Source organism: Kitasatospora sp. NPDC036993 (assembly GCF_055607525.1).
Genome location: NZ_JBVJRP010000009.1, coordinates 354,104 through 371,500 on the forward strand (window position 1 = coordinate 354,104; position 17,397 = coordinate 371,500).

Sequence of the window (17,397 nt, forward strand, 5' to 3'; positions counted from 1 at the left end):
ACCGCGGTGAAGGGTGGGGCCGGTGGCGGGCAATTCGGGGGAGGCCGGGGGCCGTTCGGTGGCCGGGCGGGTGTTCGCGGTGCTGGAGGCCTTCGACGGGGAGCGGGAGTCGCTGCGGCTGGCCGAGATCGCGCGGCAGGCCGGGCTGCCGGCGCCCACCGCGCTGCGGATGGTGCGTGAGCTGGTCGCCTGGGGCGCGCTGGAGCGGCAGCGGGACGGCGGGTACCGGCTGGGGCGACGGCTGTGGGCGCTGGGGTCGCTGGCGCCGTGCCTGCGGCGGGTCAGGGAGTTGGCGCAGCCGGCCCTGCGGGACCTGCACGAGCGGACCGGGCAGACCGCGCTGGTGGCGGCGCTGGACGGCCGTTCGGCGCTGCTGCTGGACCGGTTGCCGGGTGCGGCCGCGCCGTCCTCGCCGTTCCGGGTGCGGGTGGGCGGGCGGATGGACCTGCATGCCACGGCGGTGGGCCGGGTGCTGCTGGCGCACGCGCCGGAGGCGCTGGTCAGGGAGGTGACGGCGGGTCTGTCCGCGGCGGGCGCGCGGCACACCAGGGACACGGTGGTGGCGCCCGGCCGGCTGGCCAGGGAGCTGGCGGCGGTGCGGCGCGGGGGCGTCGGGTACGCGCGCCGGGAGATGCAGCCGGTGTACGGGGCGGCGGCCGTGCCGGTGTTCCATCCGGACGGCTCGCTGCTGGCCGCGCTGGGCCTGGTGGTGGCCGCGCCCGTCGATCCGGCCCGGTTCGAGGCGCGGTTGCGCGAGGCGGGGCGGCTGATGACGGCCGGGGTGGCGCGTTCGGTGGCCGAGGAGGCCGGGCAGGCCGGGCAGGCCACGGGAAGCGCGAAGGGGACGGAGGGGACGGACCGCGCGCGTTCCACTGGGTGAAACCCCGTGGTGGCCAGGAACCGCCGCTACCGGGCACCCTGGTGCGCGATACGGGCGAACGCGCAGGCATCGGAGGCCGCAGTGCACAGCAGCGGTGGCAGGACCCCGGCCGTGCGGGGCGTCGCCCCGTCGGCGGGCGGTCCCGGCGGCCGCGGCCGATGTCGCGCCCTCGAAAGCGCTCTCGAAAGCGCCCTCGGCGGCGCCCGCGCCCCTGGCACCGCTGTGCCCGGTGCCCTGAGCCGCGCCTCGGTCTGACCCCGGCCCGGCAGCCGGGCCGAAGCCCGAGCCGACGCCCGTCCGGCCCCTGACCCGGATCCCGATCCAGCCCGGCCGACCGTCGGCCGACCGTCCGGCCGTCCGGCCGAAGGCCCGAACCCCGGCGCCCCCTCCCCCGCCCCGCCGCGCACACCCGTGCCCGGCGGCGGCCCCGTACGCCCTCCACCGGCACCACCAAGGAGTTCACGCATGCCCAGCAGACCCGTGCCCACCCCCCGCCGCACCCCCCGCCGCACCGCCCGACCGTTCGCCGTCCCGACCGCCCTGCCCGCCGCCGGACTGGCGGCGGTGCTGCTCGCGGGCTGCTCCTCCGCCGGCCCGGCCGGGTCGGGGGCGGGCGCCGAAGGGGTTCCGGTGCGCGGCGGCACCCTGAAGTACGCGGTGGCGGTCGGCACGTCCTGCCTGGACCCGCACGTCAGCCCGGGCGACGTGACGGCGGTGATCCAGCGCAACGTCTTCGACTCGCTGGTGTACCTGGACGACAAGGGCGCCTTCCACCCGTGGCTGGCGAAGTCCTGGGAGGTCTCGCCGGACGCCAGGACGTACACCTTCCGGCTGCGCGAGGGCGTCACCTTCCACGACGGCACCGCCTTCGACGCCGCCGCGGTGAAGGCCAACCTGGACCACGTCAAGGACCCGAAGACCAAGTCGCTGTACGCGGCCAGCCTGCTCGGCCCCTACACCGGCGCCGAGGTGGTGGACCCGCTCACCGTCCGGGTCTCCTTCGCGGATCCGTACGTGCCGTTCCTCCAGGCGGCCGCCACCCCGTACCTGGGCATCGCCTCGCCCAGGTCGCTGGCGGAGAAGGCGGACCGGCTGTGCGCGGGCGGCGCGGACTCGGTGGGCACCGGGCCGTTCAAGGAGACCGAGTACGTCAAGAACGACCACGTCGAGTTCCGGCGCAACGACGCCTACGCCTGGGCGCCGGAGGGCGCCGCGAACCAGGGCGCGCCGTACCTGGACGGTCTGACGATCCGCTTCCTGCCCGAGGACTCGGTCCGGGCCGGCGCGCTGACCAGCCGCCAGGTGGACGCGGCCACGCTGCCGGTCACCGCGGTGCGCACCGCCCGGGCGGCCGACGGCATCGAGGTGAGCCGCACCCAGAACCCTGGCGTGGTCTACTCGCTGTTCCTGAACTCGACCCGCGGCGCGCTGCGGGACGAGCGGGTGCGCCAGGCCGTCCAGCGGGCGGTGGACGTGGAGGCGCTGGTCAGGAGCATCTACTTCGGCGAGTACGAGCGCGCCTGGAGCCCGCTCAGCCCGACCACCCCGGCGGCGTACGAGGCCGGGCTGAAGGACGCGCTCCCGCACGACGCCGCGGCGGCCGGCCGGCTGCTGGACGAGGCGGGCTGGAGCGCCAGGGACGGCGACGGCTACCGGGTGAAGGACGGCAAGCGGCTCACCCTGCACTGGCCGTACATCGCCTCGCTGGTGCGGGACCAGCGCGACACCCTGGCGGCGGGCATCCAGGCCGACCTGAAGAAGGCCGGGATCGAGCTGGTGCGCGACTCCATCGACAACGGCACCTACTTCAGGATCTACGCGAGCGGCGACTACGACCTGTGGGACAACTCCTGGGTGCGGGCCGACCCGGCGATCCTGGCGGGCTTCTACCTCTCCTCCAACACCCCGGCCGCGGGCGGCCAGAACGTCTCGCTGAGCAGCGACCCGGCGCTGGACGGCTGGCTGACGGCGGGCGCGGCGACCACCGATCCGGCCGCCCGCAAGGCGAACTACACCAAGGCCGAGCGGTGGGCGGTGGAGCACGGCACGGTGCTGCCGCTGTACGTGACCACCAATCTGATCGGGCACACCCAGGCCGTCCGGGGCCTGGCGTTCGACGCGAACGCGTGGCCGCAGTTCGCCGGCGTCTGGAAGACCAGGTGACACGGGTCGCGCGCGCGGTGCTGAACCGCCTGGGCGGCGCGGTCCTGGTGCTCTGGGGCGCCGCCACCCTGGGGTTCCTGGCACTGCATCTGGTGCCCGGCGACCCGGTGTCGACCCTGCTCGGCGGTTCGGTGACCACCGGCTCGGCGGCCGTCCGGGCCGAGATCACCCGGGAGTTCGGGCTGGACCGCCCGCTGTTCTCGCAGTACCTGACCTTCCTCGGCCGGCTGCTGGGCGGCGACCTCGGCCGCTCCTACCAGCAGCAGCAACCGGTGAGCCGGATCATCGGCGAGCAGCTCGGCCCCACCGCGGCGCTGGCGCTGACGGCGTTCGGGCTGATCCTGCTGTTCGCCCTGGTCTCCGCGGTGACCACGGCAGGGCGGGGGCGGGCGGTGCGCGGCGCGGCCTCCGGGGCGGAGCTGCTGGCGGTCTCCACCCCGCCGTTCTGGCTGGGTGTCCTGCTGCTCACGCTGTTCTCCTTCCACCTGCGGCTGTTCCCGGTCGCCGGGGCGGAGGGCTGGCAGTCGCTGGTGCTGCCGGCGGTCACCCTGGCGGTGCCGTTCGGCTCGCTGCTCTCGCAGGTGCTGCGGGAGGGGCTGGAGTCGGCGCTGCACGAGCCGTTCGCGCTGACCGCCCGTTCGCGCGGGATCGGTCCGCTGGCGCTGCGCGGCCGGCACGCGCTGCGGCACGCGCTGGTGCCTGCGGTCACGCTGGGCGGCTGGCTGGTGGGCGGGCTGCTGGGCGGGACGGTCCTGGTGGAGACGGTGTTCGCCCGGCCGGGTCTGGGCCGGGTGGCGCTGGACGCGGTCAGCGGGCACGACCTGCCGGTGGTGACCGGGCTGATCCTGCTGTCCGCGGCGGTCTACCTGGTGGTGAACACCGCGGTGGACGCGCTCTACCTGCTGATCGATCCCCGGCTGCGCGGTGCCGGTGCGGTGCGGGAGGTGGCGGCATGACCGGCTCCGTCGTGCCCGCCGCCGGGCCGGCCGCCCGGAAGGTCCGCTCGGCCGGCCGGCGGGCCGCCCGGGTGCGCCCCGGGGTGCTGCTCGCCGCCCTGGTCCTGGCGGCGGCGGTGCTCGCCTGCGCCTGGCCGGGGCTGCTCGCGCACGCCGACCCGACGGCGGCCGAGCCGGTCGCCGCGCTCACCCCGCCCGGCTCCGAACACTGGCTGGGCACCGACCAGTTGGGCCGGGACGTGTACGCCAGGGTGGTGCACGGCGCCCGCTACTCGCTGCTGATCGGGCTCGGCGCGACCGCACTGTCGGTGCTGGCCGGCCTGCTGGTCGGGCTGTCGGCCGCGCTGTCCGGCCGGATCGGCGACCAGGTCGCGATGCGCGCGGTGGACGTCCTGCTGGCCCTGCCGGAACTGCTGCTCGCGCTGCTGGTGATCGCGGTGGTGGGCCCGGGCACCGGCAACGCGCTGCTGGCCATCGCGATCGCGGCCACCCCCGGCTTCGCCCGGCTGGTGCGGGGGCGGGCGATGGTGGTGCGCGGTTCGGAGTACGTGCGCGCCGCGACGGCGCTCGGGGTGCCCAGGACGGCCGTGGTGCTGCGGCACGTGCTGCCGAACACGCTGGGGCCGCTGACCGTGCCCGCCACGCTGGCCGTCGGCAGCGCCGTGGTGTCGGGCTCGGCGCTCAGCTTCCTCGGGCTCGGCCCCAGGGCGCCCGCCCCCGAGTGGGGGGCGATGCTCTCGCAGGGCCGCGACTTCCTGTCCACCGCCTGGTGGATCGCGGTGTTCCCGGGGGCCGCCATCACCGCCGTGGTGGTCGCGATCACCGTGCTCGGCCGACAGTTGCACCGCCGCCTGGAAGGACGGACGCCATGAGCCCGATCGTCGAACTGGAGGGCCTGAACGTCGAGTTCGGCCACGGCAGACGGCGCACCACGGTGGTGGCCGGGGTGTCGCTGACACTGTCGGCGGGCGAGTGCCTGGCGCTGGTCGGCGAGTCCGGCTCGGGCAAGAGCGTCACGGCCAGGACGCTGGTCGGGCTGACCGCGCCCGGTGCCGCCGTACGGGCCGAGCGGTTCCTGGTCGAGGGCCGGGACGCCGCGGCCTTCGGCGAGCGGGAGTGGCGCCGGGTGCGCGGCCGGACGGTCGGGCTGGTGCTCCAGGACGCGCTGTCCGCGCTGGACCCGCTGCGCCGGGTGGGCGCCGAGGTGGCTGAGCCGCTGCTCGCCCACCGCGTCCTGCCGAAGGCCGACGTGCCCGGCCGGGTCGAGGAGTTGCTGGCCGCCGTCGGGGTGCCGGAGCCGGCCGAGCGGGCCCGGCAGTACCCGCACCAGCTGTCCGGCGGGCTGCGCCAGCGGGCGCTGATCGCCTCCGCGCTGGCGGCCGGTCCGCGGGTGCTGGTCGCGGACGAGCCGACCACCGCGCTGGACGTCACCGTGCAGGCCCAGGTGCTGGACCTGCTGGGCCGGTTGAAGGCCGAGGGGACGGCGCTGCTGCTGATCAGCCACGACCTGGCGGTGGTGGCCAGGCTGGCGGACCGGATCGCGGTGATGAAGGACGGCCGGATCGTGGAGAGCGGTCCGGCCGGGCGGGTGCTGGGCGCGCCGGAGCACCCGTACACCCGGATGCTGCTGGCGGCCGCCCCCGATCCGGACCGCCCGGCCCCGGCCCCGGCCCACTCCCCCGCCGAAGTCGCCGCCACCGCCACGAAGGACGAACTCCTCACCGTCCGCGGCCTGGTGAAGCGCTACCGCACCCCGGACGGCGGCCTGCGGGAGGCGGTCGCCGAGGTGTCGTTCGGGCTCGCGCCCGGCGAGACCCTGGGCATCGTCGGCGAGTCGGGATCCGGCAAGAGCACCACCGCCCGGCTGGTGATGGGCATGCTGGCCCCGGACGCCGGCGAGGTGCTGCTGGACGGCCGGCCGTGGAGCGCGCTGCCCGAGCGCGAGCGCCGCCCGGCCAGGCCCGCGGTGCAGCTGGTCCACCAGGACCCGCTGGCCTCCTTCGATCCGCGCTTCACCGTCCGGCGGATCCTGGCCGAGGCGCTGGCGGTCGCCGGGGTGCCCCGCGGCGCGGCCAGGCGGGAGCGGGCGGTCGGACTGCTGACCCAGGTGGGCCTCGGCGAGCAGCACCTGGAGCGGCGGCCGCACGGGCTGTCCGGCGGGCAGCGCCAGCGGGTGGCGATCGCCCGGGCGCTGGCCACCGGGCCGCGGCTGCTGGTCTGCGACGAGCCGGTGTCCGCGCTGGACGTCTCGGTGCAGGCGCAGGTGCTGGAGCTGCTGGCCCGGCTGCGGGCCGAGCTGGGCCTGGCGATGCTGTTCATCTCGCACGACCTCGCGGTGGTGCGGCAGGTCAGTGACCGGGTGCTGGTGATGAAGGACGGCAGGGCGGTCGAGTACGGCCCGGTTGAACGGGTGTTCCGGTCGCCCGTACACCCGTACACCCGGCAGCTGCTGGCGGCGGTGCCCAGACTGCCCGCGCGGGCCGCGGCGGCCTGACGGCCACCGGCACACGGCGGTGCCCCGACGGGAACGTCCCGTCGGGGCACCGCCGTACGCCCGGGGTTCAGCCGGGCAGCAGCCGCCGCAGGATCGGCGCGGCCCGGTCGGCCAGGTCGTGCTCGCCGTCCGGGGTCGGGTGCAGGCCGTCCGCGTACACCCGGTCGGCCTCGGCGACGGGCAGCACGTCCCGGCCGTCGATCAGGTGCAGCCGCCGGTCGCCGAGCCCCTGGAGCACCCGGACCGCCTCGCCGGTCAGCTCGCGGATGCCCTCCAGGGTGAGTCCGGCGGCGTTGACCGCCTTCTCCCGCTCCACCGAGGGCAGCGCGGTGATCACCGCGATCGGGGTGTCCGGGTGGCCGTCGCGGACGGTCTCGACGAACCCGCACACCGCCGAGCCCCAGCTGCGCGCGGTGAACACGCTGCGGATGTACGCGTTGGTGCCGATCTCCAGGGTGATCAGCTCGGCCGGGCTGTCCCTGAGCACCCGGGCGACCAGCGGGTCCAGGTACGCCTCCCCGGCGAAGCCGAGGTTGCGCAGCCGCCAGCCGTGCCGGACGGCCACCAGGGAGACCCAGCTCTCGGACGGGCCGTGCGGGAACATCGCGTGGGTGAGCGAGCTGCCGTAGGCGATCCAGCGCGGCCCCGGCCGTTCGACGGGCTCCAGCACCCGGTGGCCGCGCAGCGAGAGCCGGCCGATCCGGGTGCGGCTGAGGTGCGGCAGCCAGACCTCCACCTCGGCCGGGCCGTCCGCTCCCGCGGGCAGTGGCAGGGCCAGCCGGTGGCGCCCGGACACCGGGTGCCAGCGGTGGGCGACGACGCCGTCCACCACCACGTCCAGCGGTGCGCTGCCGGATTCGGCGTCCAGTTCCAGGACCAGTTCGACGGCGTCGGTGCGCAGGCCGAAGCGGGCGCCGGCCGGGAGCCGGGCGAGGCGGGCGAAGTCGGCGGAGAGCGTGGTCGCCACCCGGTCCAGCGGCAGGCGCAGCGGGATCCAGCGGTCCTCGTGGCGGGCCAGGCCGCTGATGCCGTCCCAGGAGATCCTGGGGTCGTCCGGGGTGAGCCGTTCGACGGCGGTGGCGGCGGGCCTGGTGGTGGTCACGCCCGCCCCTCCCGGAGGTTCGCGGCCAGGGTCTGCGCCTCTGCGGGCGCCGTGTCCGCGGCGGTGCCATCCGCCGGCGCCCCGTCAACTGCCGTTTCGTCCGGCGCTGCCCCGTCCGCCCCGCCCTTCGGCGCACCGAGCCCGAGGGCGGCGGCGACCAGTCCGACGGCCGAGAAGACCGCGGCCACCAGGAAGGCCCAGTGGTAGGCGGAGAGCGACGGCGAGGCGCCGCCGACGCCGGTGAGCACGGCCGCGCCGACCGCGACGCCGATGCCGCCGCCGAGCTGGAGGGCCGCGGTGACCAGCGCGGTGGCCAGGCCCTGGTCCTCGTTCTTCACGCCGCTGACGGCGGCGATGTTGAAGGCGAGGAAGCTGGTGCCGTTGCCGAGCCCGTGCACGATCAGCGCGGGCAGCAGGACGGCCGGGTAGCTGCTGTCGGTGCCGGTGCGCAGGAACAGCAGGATGCCGCCGCCCTGGAGGAGCAGGCCGAGGACCGCTGCCGGGCGCAGCCCGGAGCGGTTGATCAGCTTGGGCGCGAGGTTGACGGCGAGCAGGATCGCGGCGGCCATCGGGACGATCGCCAGGCCCGCCTGGAGGGCGCTGTAGCCGCGCACCTGCTGGAGGTAGAGCAGGGCGATGAACTGCCAGCCGATGGTGGCGCAGGCCCAGACCAGTCCGACGGTGTTGGCGGTGGACAGGGTGCGGGAGCGGAAGATCCGCAGTGGCAGCAGCGGGTCGGTGCGGCGCTGCTGGATGACCACGAAGGCGGCCAGCAGGACGACGGCGGCGATCAGTGAGCCGAGGGTGGCGGTGGAGCCCCAGCCGACCTCGGGGGCGCGGACGAGTCCGAGGACGAGCAGCAGGACGCCGGCGGTGGCGGTGAGCGCGCCGGCCGCGTCGAAGCCCGGCCGCTCGCCGGTGCGCGGCAGGTCGGGGGCGACGGCGCGGTTGGTGACGGCGAGGACGAGTGCGGCGACCACGAAGGGGACGAAGAAGACGAGCCGCCAGTGCAGTTCGGTCAGGACGCCGGAGAAGACCAGGCCGGCCGCGTAGCCGCTGGCGCCGGTGAGGGAGAAGATGCCCATCGCGCGGGTGCGCTCGGGGCCCTCCTTGAACGTGGTGGTGATGATCGACATCGCGGCGGGGGCGATGAAGGCCGCCGCGACGCCCTTGATGACGCGGCTGACGACCAGCAGGGTGCCGTCGGAGACGAGCCCGCCGCCGAGGCTGGCCAGGGCGAACACGGCGGTGGCCCAGAAGAACAGCCGGCGGCGGCCGAAGAGGTCGGCGGCGCGGCCGCCGAGCAGCAGGAAGCCGCCGTAGGCGACGGCGTAGCCGGAGATGATCCATTGCAGTGTCTGCGGCCCGAGGCCGAGGTCCTGCCTGATCTCCGGGAGGGCGACACCCATCAGGGAGACGTCCATCGAGTCGAGGAAGAGCTGGGCGCAGAGCACCAGGAGTGCCAACCCCTTGTGCGCGCCGAGGGTGCGGGGCGCCGTGTCCGGCATCGGCCCTCTCCCTATCCGTCTGGCAGACAATCGTCTGCATCTCAATCAAGTGGACCGAAAGTAGCAGCCAAATCATCTAGCGTCAAACAATCTCGGCACTACACGAACACCAACACCCCTTGCATCGCGCGGAGTTGACTTCCTATTGTTTGATAATTGCCGAACCTTAGAAATTTCGGCCCTTCGTACGGGGGAGTTGCCCACCCATGCCCGAATCCGTCAGACGTCCCCGCCTGCCCTCCCTCACCGGCATCAGGTTCCTGATCGTGGTCCCGGTCTTCGCCTTCCATGCCGACATGGAGAAGCCGTTCGGCGACGCGGGGGTCGCCGACGCCTACACCTGGCTCGTCGCCAACGGCGCCTGGACGGCGATCAGCTGCTTCTTCGTCCTCAGCGGCTTCGTGATCACCTGGGGCTCCCGCCCAGGCCACGGCGCCCGCGGCTTCTGGCGCCGCCGGGCCGCGAAGATCTACCCGCTGCACGTGCTCACCTGGGCCGCCGCGCTGGTGCTGCTCGCCGCCGCGGGCACGGCCGCCACTGCCCGCCAGGCCGTTCCCAACCTGTTCCTGGTGCACACCTGGAACCCGGACCGCGAGGTCTTCTCCAGCCTCGACGACGTCAGCTGGTCGATCTCCTGCGAGATCTTCTTCTACGCCGCGTTCCCGCTGCTGGTGCGCTGGATCCGGCGGATCCGCCCCGAGCGGCTCTGGGCCTGGACGGCCGGGGTGATCGCCGCGGTCCTGCTCGTCCCGGCCGCCGCCGCCCTGCTGCCGGACCACCCTCCGCTGCCCTTCGGCTCCGGCTCGGTGTGGCAGTTCTGGTTCGTCTACGTGTTCCCGCCGGTGCGGCTGCTGGAGTTCGTGCTGGGCATCCTGCTCGCCCGGATCGTCCTCACCGGCCGACGGCTGCCGATCGGGGCGCTGCCCGCCGCGCTGCTCCTCGTACCGGCCCAACTCCTCGCCAAGCAGCTGCCGTTCCTGTGGGGCCTGACCACCCCCGCGATCCTCCCGATCGCCCTGCTGCTGCCCGCGCTCGCCGCCCGGGACGTGGCCGGCCGCCGCTCCTTCCTGACCTCCCGGCCGATGGTCACCCTCGGCAGCTGGACCTTCGCCTTCTACCTGGTCCACCGGCTGATCCTGGACCACGGCCACCGCGCCCTCGGCGCCGGACGAGCCTTCACCACCCCGGTCGCCGCCGCGCTGCTGCTCGGCGTGTTCACCGCCGCCTGGCTGCTCGCCGGGCTGCTGCACCGGTACGTCGAACTCCCTGCGGTACGGCTGCTCGGCACGCCCCGACGGCAGCGCCCCGGCGGCCGCACACCCCCCGACCCCACCGCGGACCCGGCACCCGAGCCCGCGCCCTCGACCTCGACCTCATCCGACCTGGCCGCCACCACCTGAGCCGCCACCGACCGCGACCACCACGACCACCACGACCACCACGACCACCACCACTGCGACCACGACCCGACCCGACCGAGAGGCAGACCGATGACCGATCAGGACCTCACCGCCTACCCCCTCCCGCTCTCCCCCTACGGCGAGCCGCCCGCCGAGTTCGCCGAGCTGCGCGCCCAGTGCCCGGTCAGCCGGGTCCGGCTGCCCAGCGGCGACCAGGCCTGGCTGGTCACCGGCTACGACGAGGTCGTCTCCGCGCTCTCCGACCAGCGGCTCTCCCGGGCCGCGCTGCGCGAGCCGGGCGCGGTGCGCACCGTCTCCGGCGAGGACTTCTCCGACAACCCGTACAACCTGCTCAACCAGGAGGGCCCCGACCACGCCAGGCTGCGCCGGCTGATCTCCCCCGCCTTCACCCCGCGCAAGGCCGAGCGCTGGCGCTCCCGGGTGGTCGAGATCGCCGACGAGCTGATCGACCGCCTGCTCGAAGGTCCCCGGCCGGCCGACCTGCACCACGACTTCGCCGCCGTGCTGCCGGTCTGGGTGATCTGCGAGATGGTCGGCGCCCCGGTCGAGGACCGCCCGCTGCTCCAGCAGTGGACCGACCGGCTGGTCTCCATCACCGCCCACACCCCCGAGGAACGGCTCGCCGCCCGGCAGGAGTCCGCCGCGTACGTGGCCGGGCTGGTCGCCGAACGCCGCGCGAACCCCGGCGACGACCTGCTCTCCACCCTCATCTCGGCCCGCGACGACGAGGACCGCCTCGACGAGCGCGAACTGGTCTGGCTCGGCATCAACCTGCTGGTCGCCGGGCACGACACCACCGTCAGCGCGGTCTCCAGGGCGCTCTACCAGCTGCTGCGCCACCCCGACCAGTGGCGGCTGCTCACCGAGCGCCCCGAGCTGCTGGAGAACGCGACCGAGGAACTGCTGCGCTACGCCCCGCCGTCCGAGATCGGCTTCATGCGGATCGCCACCGAGGACCTGGAGCTGGCCGGCACCCCGGTCGCCAGGGGCGAGGGCGTCATCCCGGTGATGCACGCGGCCGGCCGCGACGTCCGCCGGGTGGACGACCCGGAGCGGCTCGACCTCACCCGCACCGACCCCAGGCACGTCGCCTTCGGCCACGGCGCCCACTACTGCCCCGGCGCGGGCGTCGCCCGGATGGAGCTCCAGGTGGCCTTCGGCACCCTGGCCCGCCGGCTGCCCTCGCTGCGGCTCGCGGTGCCGGCCGACGAGGTCGAGTGGCTCGGCGGCCTGCTGACGCTGCGTCCGAAGGCGCTGCCCGTCGAGTGGTGACCGCGTCCGGCACCCACGACCCGGCCCGACGGCCCGTCCGTTGGGCCGGGTCCCCGGTCGCCGCCCGGCCGTTGGGACGGGCTCCGGTCCGTACCGATGCCCGAAGACGGAACACCCGTGCGATCCCGAGACTTGGGGCCAGCCGGTACACCGTCCCGCACCGACCGGACCGACCGGACCGCCCGCTCCGCCCAGGAACGAGGACCCCATGCCCGCCACGCCCGCCCTGGCCCTGACCGGCCACGACCTGACCCTCACCGACATCGTCTCCGTCGCCCGGGCCCGCCCCAACGCCCCCGGACCGGTCCTCGCCCCCGCCGCCACCGGTCGGATGACCGCCTCCGTCGCCCTCAAGGAGGACTGGCTGGCGCGCGGCATCCCGCTCTACGGCATCACCACCGGCTTCGGCGACTCGGTCGCGCACCAGATCTCCGCCGACCGGGCCGCCGCGCTCCAGCGGAACCTGGTCACCTACCACCTCAACGGCACCGGCCCGACCGCCGCGCCCGAAGTCGCCCGCGCCGCCCAGCTGATCCGCGCCAACTGCCTGGGCCGCGGCCCCTCCGCGATCCGCCCCGCCGTCGTCGACACCCTGCTGCGCCACCTGGCCGCCGACCTCCTGCCGCTCATCCCCGAACGCGGCTCGCTCGGCGCCAGCGGCGACCTCGTCCCGCTCTGCTACCTGGCGCACGCCCTGCTCGGCGAGGGCGAGGTGCTGCACCGCGGCCGGGTCCGCCCGGCCGCCGAGGCACTCGCCGAGGAGGGCATCGAACCGGTCGTGCTCACCGCCAAGGAGGGGCTGGCGCTGATCAACGGCACCGCCTTCACCTCCGCCTTCGCCGTCCTGGCCGCGCACGACGCGGCCGAACTCGCCGCCGCCGCCGACATCGCCACCGCCCTCGCCGTGGAGGCGCTGCACGGCAACGCCTCGCACTTCCACCCGTTCCCGCACCGCCAGAAGCCGCACGCCGGCCAGCTCACCTCCGCCGCCACGATCCGCGCCCTGCTCGACGGCTCCGAACTCGCCACCGACTACCAGGGCATCCTCGACCGCCAGGAGCGCCTGGGCGACCGCGGCTTCCTCACCCACGAGCACCGCATCCAGGACCCGTACTCGCTGCGCTGCGCCCCGCACGTCACCGGCGTGCTGCGGGACACCCTGGACTGGGTGCGGCCCTGGCTGGAGACCGAGGTCAACTCCTCCACCGACAACCCGCTGTTCGACACCGAGGAGGGACTGCTGCACCACGGCGGCAACTTCTACGCCGGCCACGTCGGCCAGGCCATGGACAGCCTCAAGACCGCCGTCGCCAACATCGCCGACCTGCTCGACCGCCAGCTCGCCCTGGTGGTCGACCCCAGGTTCAGCCGCGGCCTGCCGCCCAACCTGACCGCCCCCGCCGCCGACACCGACACCCACGCCGGACTGCACCACGGCTTCAAGGGCATGCAGATCGCCGCCTCCGCGATCACCGCGGAGGCGCTCAAGACCGCCGCCCCCGCCTCGCTGTTCTCCCGCTCCACCGAGGCGCACAACCAGGACAAGGTGAGCATGGGCACGATCGCCGCCCGCGACGCCCGTACGGTCGTCGAGCTCGCCCGCGACGTCACCGCGATCCACCTGCTCGCCGTCGCCCAGGCGGTCGAGCTGCGCGGCCTGCCCAAGGCCTCGCCCACCCTCCAGAAGGTGCACGGCCTGATCCGCGAGCACGCCCCCTTCACCGACCGCGACCGGCGGATGGACGGCGACATCGCCGCCGTGGCCGGCCTCGTCCTGGACGGCTCGCTGCGCCGCGCCGCCGGGCTCCCCGAGCCCTTCGCCGCACGCTGAGCCCTGCCCCCCCGGGCCTGCTCCCCCGCGCGTCCCCACATCCCGTCCGGCATTCCGTCACGCATCCCGTCACGCTTCCAGCCCCCGCACCGGCACGTCCCCGACCGTGACTCCCCACAACCCGAGGAGCAATCGAAGATGTTGCTACTGCGCGACCGCGCACTGCGCCAGGACGCCGCCGAGCGCCTGGACTCCCACACCGCCCTGATCCACCGCACCTGGCAGGGCCAGGACCCGGCCGACCGCTACGGCGCCAAGCTCGCCGCCACCCTGGCCGCCGCGGTGCGCTCCCCGATGTACGCCGGCACCCTCGACGGCGAACTCGGCGAGCGGCTGCGCTCGGACACCCCGCTGACCGCCGGCGAGGCCCTGGAGGTCTTCGCCGCGCTGCCCTTCCTCAGCAAGAAGGAACTCGGCGGCCACGGCGCCGGCGCCTTCACCCGCCCGCTGTCCGAGTTCCTGCACTACTACGAGTCCTCCGGCACCACCGGCGACCCGGCCCCCGCCCCCAAGGCGGTGGACGACCTGCTGATCAACACCCTCAACATCGGCGAGATGTGGGGCCGGCTGCTGCGGCCCGCCGACGTCGCCCTGATCCTCATCAACGCCCCGTTCGCGCCCGCCGCCTACCAGTTCGAGAAGGTACTGGAGTACCTCGGGGTGATGTCCTTCCGCCCCTGGGTGGACAACATCACCGGCGACTACACCCGGGTGCTGCGGCTGATCTCCGAACTCGGCGCCAACGTCTACGTCGGACCGCCCTCCCGGCTGCTGGAGCTGGCCCAGTTCTCCCAGCGCAACGGCCTGCCGCTGCCCCGCTTCGACCGGCTGCTGCTGATGGCCGAACAGACCGGCCCCAGTTTCGTGCGCCACCTCGAACGCCTCACCGGCGCCACCGCGTACGTCGGCTCGTACGGCTCCTCGGAGACCGGCACCCTCGCCGTCACCTGCGAACACCGCAGGCTGCACCTCCAGTTGCAGAGCTACCTGCTGGAGATCGACGACGGCGAGCGCACCACCGTGCTCGACCCGGACGGCGACCCGGTGCAGGGCGAGCTGGTCGTCACCACCCTGGACATCCCCTCCCGGCCGCTGCTGCGCTACCGCACCGGCGACCTGGTCGGGATCGAGACCGACCCGTGCGACTGCGGCATCCGGCTGCCCGTCCTGCGCACCCTCGGCCGGGCCCAGGACGTCCTGCTGCTCGCCGAGAACAACATCCGCCAGGACGACCTGGAGGAGGCGCTGTGGGCCGAGGCCCTGCCGGGCGCCTCGGTGTTCAACTACATGCTGGTGCTGCGCGGCAGGAGCCTCGTCTGCCTGGTCACCACCGACGGCAGCCCGGACGGCTCCTGGTCGCGGGTGCTGGAACAGCGCCTCGCCCCGCTGTTCGAGGAGTACACGGTGACCGTCCACCCGGTGGAGAAGCTGCCCCCGCTGGCCTCGCTCGGCCAGTACCTGGGCTGGAAGCTCTCCCGGGTCCTCGACCTCAACGAGGAGGCCAACTGGGGCCGGCTGCCCGCCCCGCTCACCTCGCTGGTGCGCGAGTCGCTGGCGCAGGTCGCCGAAGCCACGGGAGGGAAGGCATGAGCGGGCGAAGCGGGCTCGTCATCGAAAGGTGCGCGTTGCGCGAAGCGCTCGCCGAGCACGGCGAGGTGGGCGCATGAGCGAGCGAAGCGAACTCATCATCGAAAGGTGCGCGTTGCGCGAAGCGCTCGCCGAGCACGGCGAGGTGGGCGCATGAGCGAGCGAAGCGAACTCATCATCGAAAGGTGCGCGTTGCGCGAAGCGCTCGCCGAGCACGGCGAGGTGGGCGCATGAGCGGGCTCGCCGGGCTGGTGTCGCGCACCGGGGATGTGCGCGAACAGGCCGATCTCGTACGGGAGTCGACCGACACCCTGACCCACCGCGGCCCACGCGGCGGCGACACCTGGCTGGCCAGGCACGCCGGCCTCGGCCACCGCCGGTTCCACACCGGGCCCCGCAACGACGTGCCGCAGCCCTGGTTCCCGCCCGAGCTGGACCCGGCGCCGGCCGTCATCGCCTTCTCCGGCGAACTGCTCAACCCGGGCCCGCTGCACACCGCGCTGACCGCCCGCGGCCACCGCATCCGCAACGGCTCGGACGCCGAACTCGCCCTGCGCGCCTACCTGGAGTGGGGCGCCGACGCCGCCGAGCGGCTGATCGGCGGCTACGCGGTGGCGATCTGGGACACCCGCACCGAGGAGCTGGTGCTGATCCGCGACCGGCTCGGCGTCGAACCGCTCTACTGGGCCGAACTCCCGGACGGCTCCCTCGCGTTCGGCTCCGAGCCGAAGGCCCTGCTGGCCGCCGGGCTGCCCGCCGAGGTGGACGCGGACGGCCTGGTGGACGTCCTCACCGTCGCGCTCAAGCGCCCCGGCGACGCCGTCTACCGCGGCCTGCACGAGGTCCGCCCTGGATGGCTGCTGGTGGCGGGGCCGAACGGCGTACGCCACCGGCGCTACTGGGCACCGGAGGCCGCCGAGCACACCGACGACGAGCGGACCACCGTCCGCCGGGTGCGCGAGCTGCTCGCCGACACCGTGCGCCGGCAGTCCGCCGACACCGGCGTCAAGCCCGGCGCCCTGCTCTCCGGCGGACTGGACTCCAGCGCCATCGTCGCCCTGGCCGCGGCCGGCGGCGACAAGGTCTCCACCTACTCGGTCGACTTCGCCGGCAGCGAGACCGACTTCAAGGCGGACGCCCTGCACGTCAGCCGGGACGCCCCGTACGTGCGCGCGGTGGTCGACCACGTGGGCACCAGGCACACCGACTTCCTGCTGGACGCCCCCTCGCTGCTCGACCACCTGGGCGCCACCCTGCGCGCCCGCGACCTGCCCGGCGTCGGCGACCTCGACGTCTCGCTGCACCTGCTCTTCCGCGAGGTGCGCGGCCACGCCGAGGTGGTGCTCTCCGGCGAGGGCGCGGACGACGTCTTCGGCGGCTTCCCCTGGTTCGCCGCCGAGGCCGCGAACCCGACCGCCAACTTCCCCTGGTCGGCCGGGATCTCCGACCGCAGCGGGATGCTCTCCGCCGACCTGCGCCGCCATCTGGACGTGGACGCCGCGGTGGCCGCCCGCTACGCCGAGGCGATCGCCGAGGTCCCCCGGCTGGCGGGCGAGTCGGGCGCGGACCTCCGGCTGCGCGAGGCCTTCCACCTCCAGCTGACCCGCTTCCTGCCGTTCCTGCTGGACCGCAAGGACCGGATGAGCTTCGCGGCCGGCCTGCTGGTCCGGCTGCCGTTCGCCGACCACCGGCTGGTCGAGTACGTGGGGAACGTCCCGTGGGCGCTCAAGCGGGTCGGCGGCCAGGAGAAGGGCCTGCTGCGCGAGGCGGTCGCCGACCTGCTGCCCGCCGAGGTGGTGCGGCGGCAGAAGAGCGGCTTCCCGTTCGGGCAGAGCCCGGAGTACCTGGCGGCGGTCCGCGAGGCCGTCCGCGCCCTGCTCGCCGACCGGGACTCGCCCGCGCTGCCGCTGCTGAACACCGACGCGCTGCGCGCCCAGGTGGACGGCGGCGACTGGCACACCGGCACCTTCACCCCGCCGCCCTGGCTGCCGCGCGCCCTGCTGCTGGACGCCTGGCTGCGGACGTACGGAGTCCGCGTGGTGCTCTGACCCTCCGACCGCACGCGGCGGCGGGGGACTACGGACCGGGGCGCTCTGTATTGGGGGAGAGCGGCGGGTTTCTGACCGGAGACGGTAGGGGAGAGAGGGGGGGGCGGGGGGCCGCGAAGGGGGGGGGGGGGATGT

General features: G+C 74.7%; 12 protein-coding genes. 10 read left to right on the top strand and 2 right to left on the bottom strand.

Annotation, left to right across the window (positions count from 1 at the left end):
* The first annotated feature begins 22 nt into the window (after positions 1-22).
* From ACZ7C5_RS21505 to ACZ7C5_RS21525, 5 genes are all read left to right on the top strand, one after another.
* A complete protein-coding gene (locus ACZ7C5_RS21505; protein ID WP_401077931.1) occupies positions 23-880 on the top strand; it encodes an IclR family transcriptional regulator in 858 nt (285 codons plus the stop codon).
* A 465-nt stretch (positions 881-1,345) separates the two neighbouring features.
* Positions 1,346-3,043 carry an ABC transporter substrate-binding protein gene (locus tag ACZ7C5_RS21510; protein WP_470323228.1) on the top strand — a complete coding sequence of 566 codons (1,698 nt, stop codon included), beginning with the start codon at positions 1,346-1,348 and terminating at the stop codon, positions 3,041-3,043.
* Positions 3,040-3,999 carry an ABC transporter permease gene (locus ACZ7C5_RS21515; protein ID WP_401077925.1) on the top strand — a complete coding sequence of 320 codons (960 nt, stop codon included), beginning with the start codon at positions 3,040-3,042 and terminating at the stop codon, positions 3,997-3,999. The genes ACZ7C5_RS21510 and ACZ7C5_RS21515 overlap by 4 nt, the downstream gene beginning before the upstream one ends.
* A complete protein-coding gene (locus tag ACZ7C5_RS21520; protein WP_401077922.1) occupies positions 3,996-4,871 on the top strand; it encodes an ABC transporter permease in 876 nt (291 codons plus the stop codon). The genes ACZ7C5_RS21515 and ACZ7C5_RS21520 overlap by 4 nt, the downstream gene beginning before the upstream one ends.
* Positions 4,868-6,493, top strand: a complete 1,626-nt coding sequence (locus ACZ7C5_RS21525) for a dipeptide ABC transporter ATP-binding protein (RefSeq protein ID WP_470323229.1) — start codon at positions 4,868-4,870, stop codon at positions 6,491-6,493. Before ACZ7C5_RS21520 ends, ACZ7C5_RS21525 begins: the two co-directional genes overlap by 4 nt.
* 67 nt (positions 6,494-6,560) lie before the next feature.
* Here ACZ7C5_RS21525 and ACZ7C5_RS21530 read toward each other — a convergent pair whose 3' ends face one another.
* On the bottom strand, positions 6,561-7,595 hold the full coding sequence (locus ACZ7C5_RS21530) for a GDSL-type esterase/lipase family protein (RefSeq protein ID WP_401077917.1): 1,035 nt from the start codon (positions 7,593-7,595) through the stop codon (positions 6,561-6,563).
* Positions 7,592-9,103, bottom strand: a complete 1,512-nt coding sequence (locus ACZ7C5_RS21535) for an MFS transporter (protein WP_401077914.1) — start codon at positions 9,101-9,103, stop codon at positions 7,592-7,594. The genes ACZ7C5_RS21530 and ACZ7C5_RS21535 overlap by 4 nt, the downstream gene beginning before the upstream one ends.
* Before the next feature lie 206 nt (positions 9,104-9,309).
* Here ACZ7C5_RS21535 and ACZ7C5_RS21540 point away from each other — a divergent pair, with 206 nt between their 5' ends.
* From ACZ7C5_RS21540 to asnB, 5 genes are all read left to right on the top strand, one after another.
* Positions 9,310-10,503 carry an acyltransferase family protein gene (locus ACZ7C5_RS21540; RefSeq protein WP_470323230.1) on the top strand — a complete coding sequence of 398 codons (1,194 nt, stop codon included), beginning with the start codon at positions 9,310-9,312 and terminating at the stop codon, positions 10,501-10,503.
* A gap of 90 nt (positions 10,504-10,593) precedes the next feature.
* Complete coding sequence (locus ACZ7C5_RS21545) at positions 10,594-11,796, top strand: cytochrome P450 (protein ID WP_188301126.1); 1,203 nt, start codon at positions 10,594-10,596, stop codon at positions 11,794-11,796.
* Positions 11,797-12,004: 208 nt separating this feature from the next.
* Positions 12,005-13,627, top strand: coding sequence for an aromatic amino acid lyase (locus ACZ7C5_RS21550; protein ID WP_401077908.1), 1,623 nt, complete (start codon positions 12,005-12,007; stop codon positions 13,625-13,627).
* 138 nt (positions 13,628-13,765) lie between these two features.
* Positions 13,766-15,217, top strand: a complete 1,452-nt coding sequence (locus ACZ7C5_RS21555) for a phenylacetate--CoA ligase family protein (protein ID WP_470323231.1) — start codon at positions 13,766-13,768, stop codon at positions 15,215-15,217.
* A gap of 227 nt (positions 15,218-15,444) precedes the next feature.
* Positions 15,445-17,262, top strand: coding sequence for an asparagine synthase (glutamine-hydrolyzing) (asnB, locus tag ACZ7C5_RS21560; protein ID WP_470323232.1), 1,818 nt, complete (start codon positions 15,445-15,447; stop codon positions 17,260-17,262).
* Positions 17,263-17,397 lie beyond the last annotated feature (135 nt).

What these genes read in the sequence shown, in the direction of transcription:
- ACZ7C5_RS21535 (WP_401077914.1), bottom strand. Translation starts at nt 9,103, where the DNA reads ATGCCGGACACGGCGCCCCGCACCCTCGGCGCGCACAAGGGGTTGGCA.
- ACZ7C5_RS21510 (WP_470323228.1), top strand. Translation starts at nt 1,346, where the DNA reads ATGCCCAGCAGACCCGTGCCCACCCCCCGCCGCACCCCCCGCCGCACC.
- ACZ7C5_RS21545 (WP_188301126.1), top strand. Translation starts at nt 10,594, where the DNA reads ATGACCGATCAGGACCTCACCGCCTACCCCCTCCCGCTCTCCCCCTAC.
- ACZ7C5_RS21520 (WP_401077922.1), top strand. Translation starts at nt 3,996, where the DNA reads ATGACCGGCTCCGTCGTGCCCGCCGCCGGGCCGGCCGCCCGGAAGGTC.
- ACZ7C5_RS21540 (WP_470323230.1), top strand. Translation starts at nt 9,310, where the DNA reads ATGCCCGAATCCGTCAGACGTCCCCGCCTGCCCTCCCTCACCGGCATC.
- asnB (WP_470323232.1), top strand. Translation starts at nt 15,445, where the DNA reads ATGAGCGGGCTCGCCGGGCTGGTGTCGCGCACCGGGGATGTGCGCGAA.
- ACZ7C5_RS21555 (WP_470323231.1), top strand. Translation starts at nt 13,766, where the DNA reads ATGTTGCTACTGCGCGACCGCGCACTGCGCCAGGACGCCGCCGAGCGC.
- ACZ7C5_RS21550 (WP_401077908.1), top strand. Translation starts at nt 12,005, where the DNA reads ATGCCCGCCACGCCCGCCCTGGCCCTGACCGGCCACGACCTGACCCTC.
- ACZ7C5_RS21525 (WP_470323229.1), top strand. Translation starts at nt 4,868, where the DNA reads ATGAGCCCGATCGTCGAACTGGAGGGCCTGAACGTCGAGTTCGGCCAC.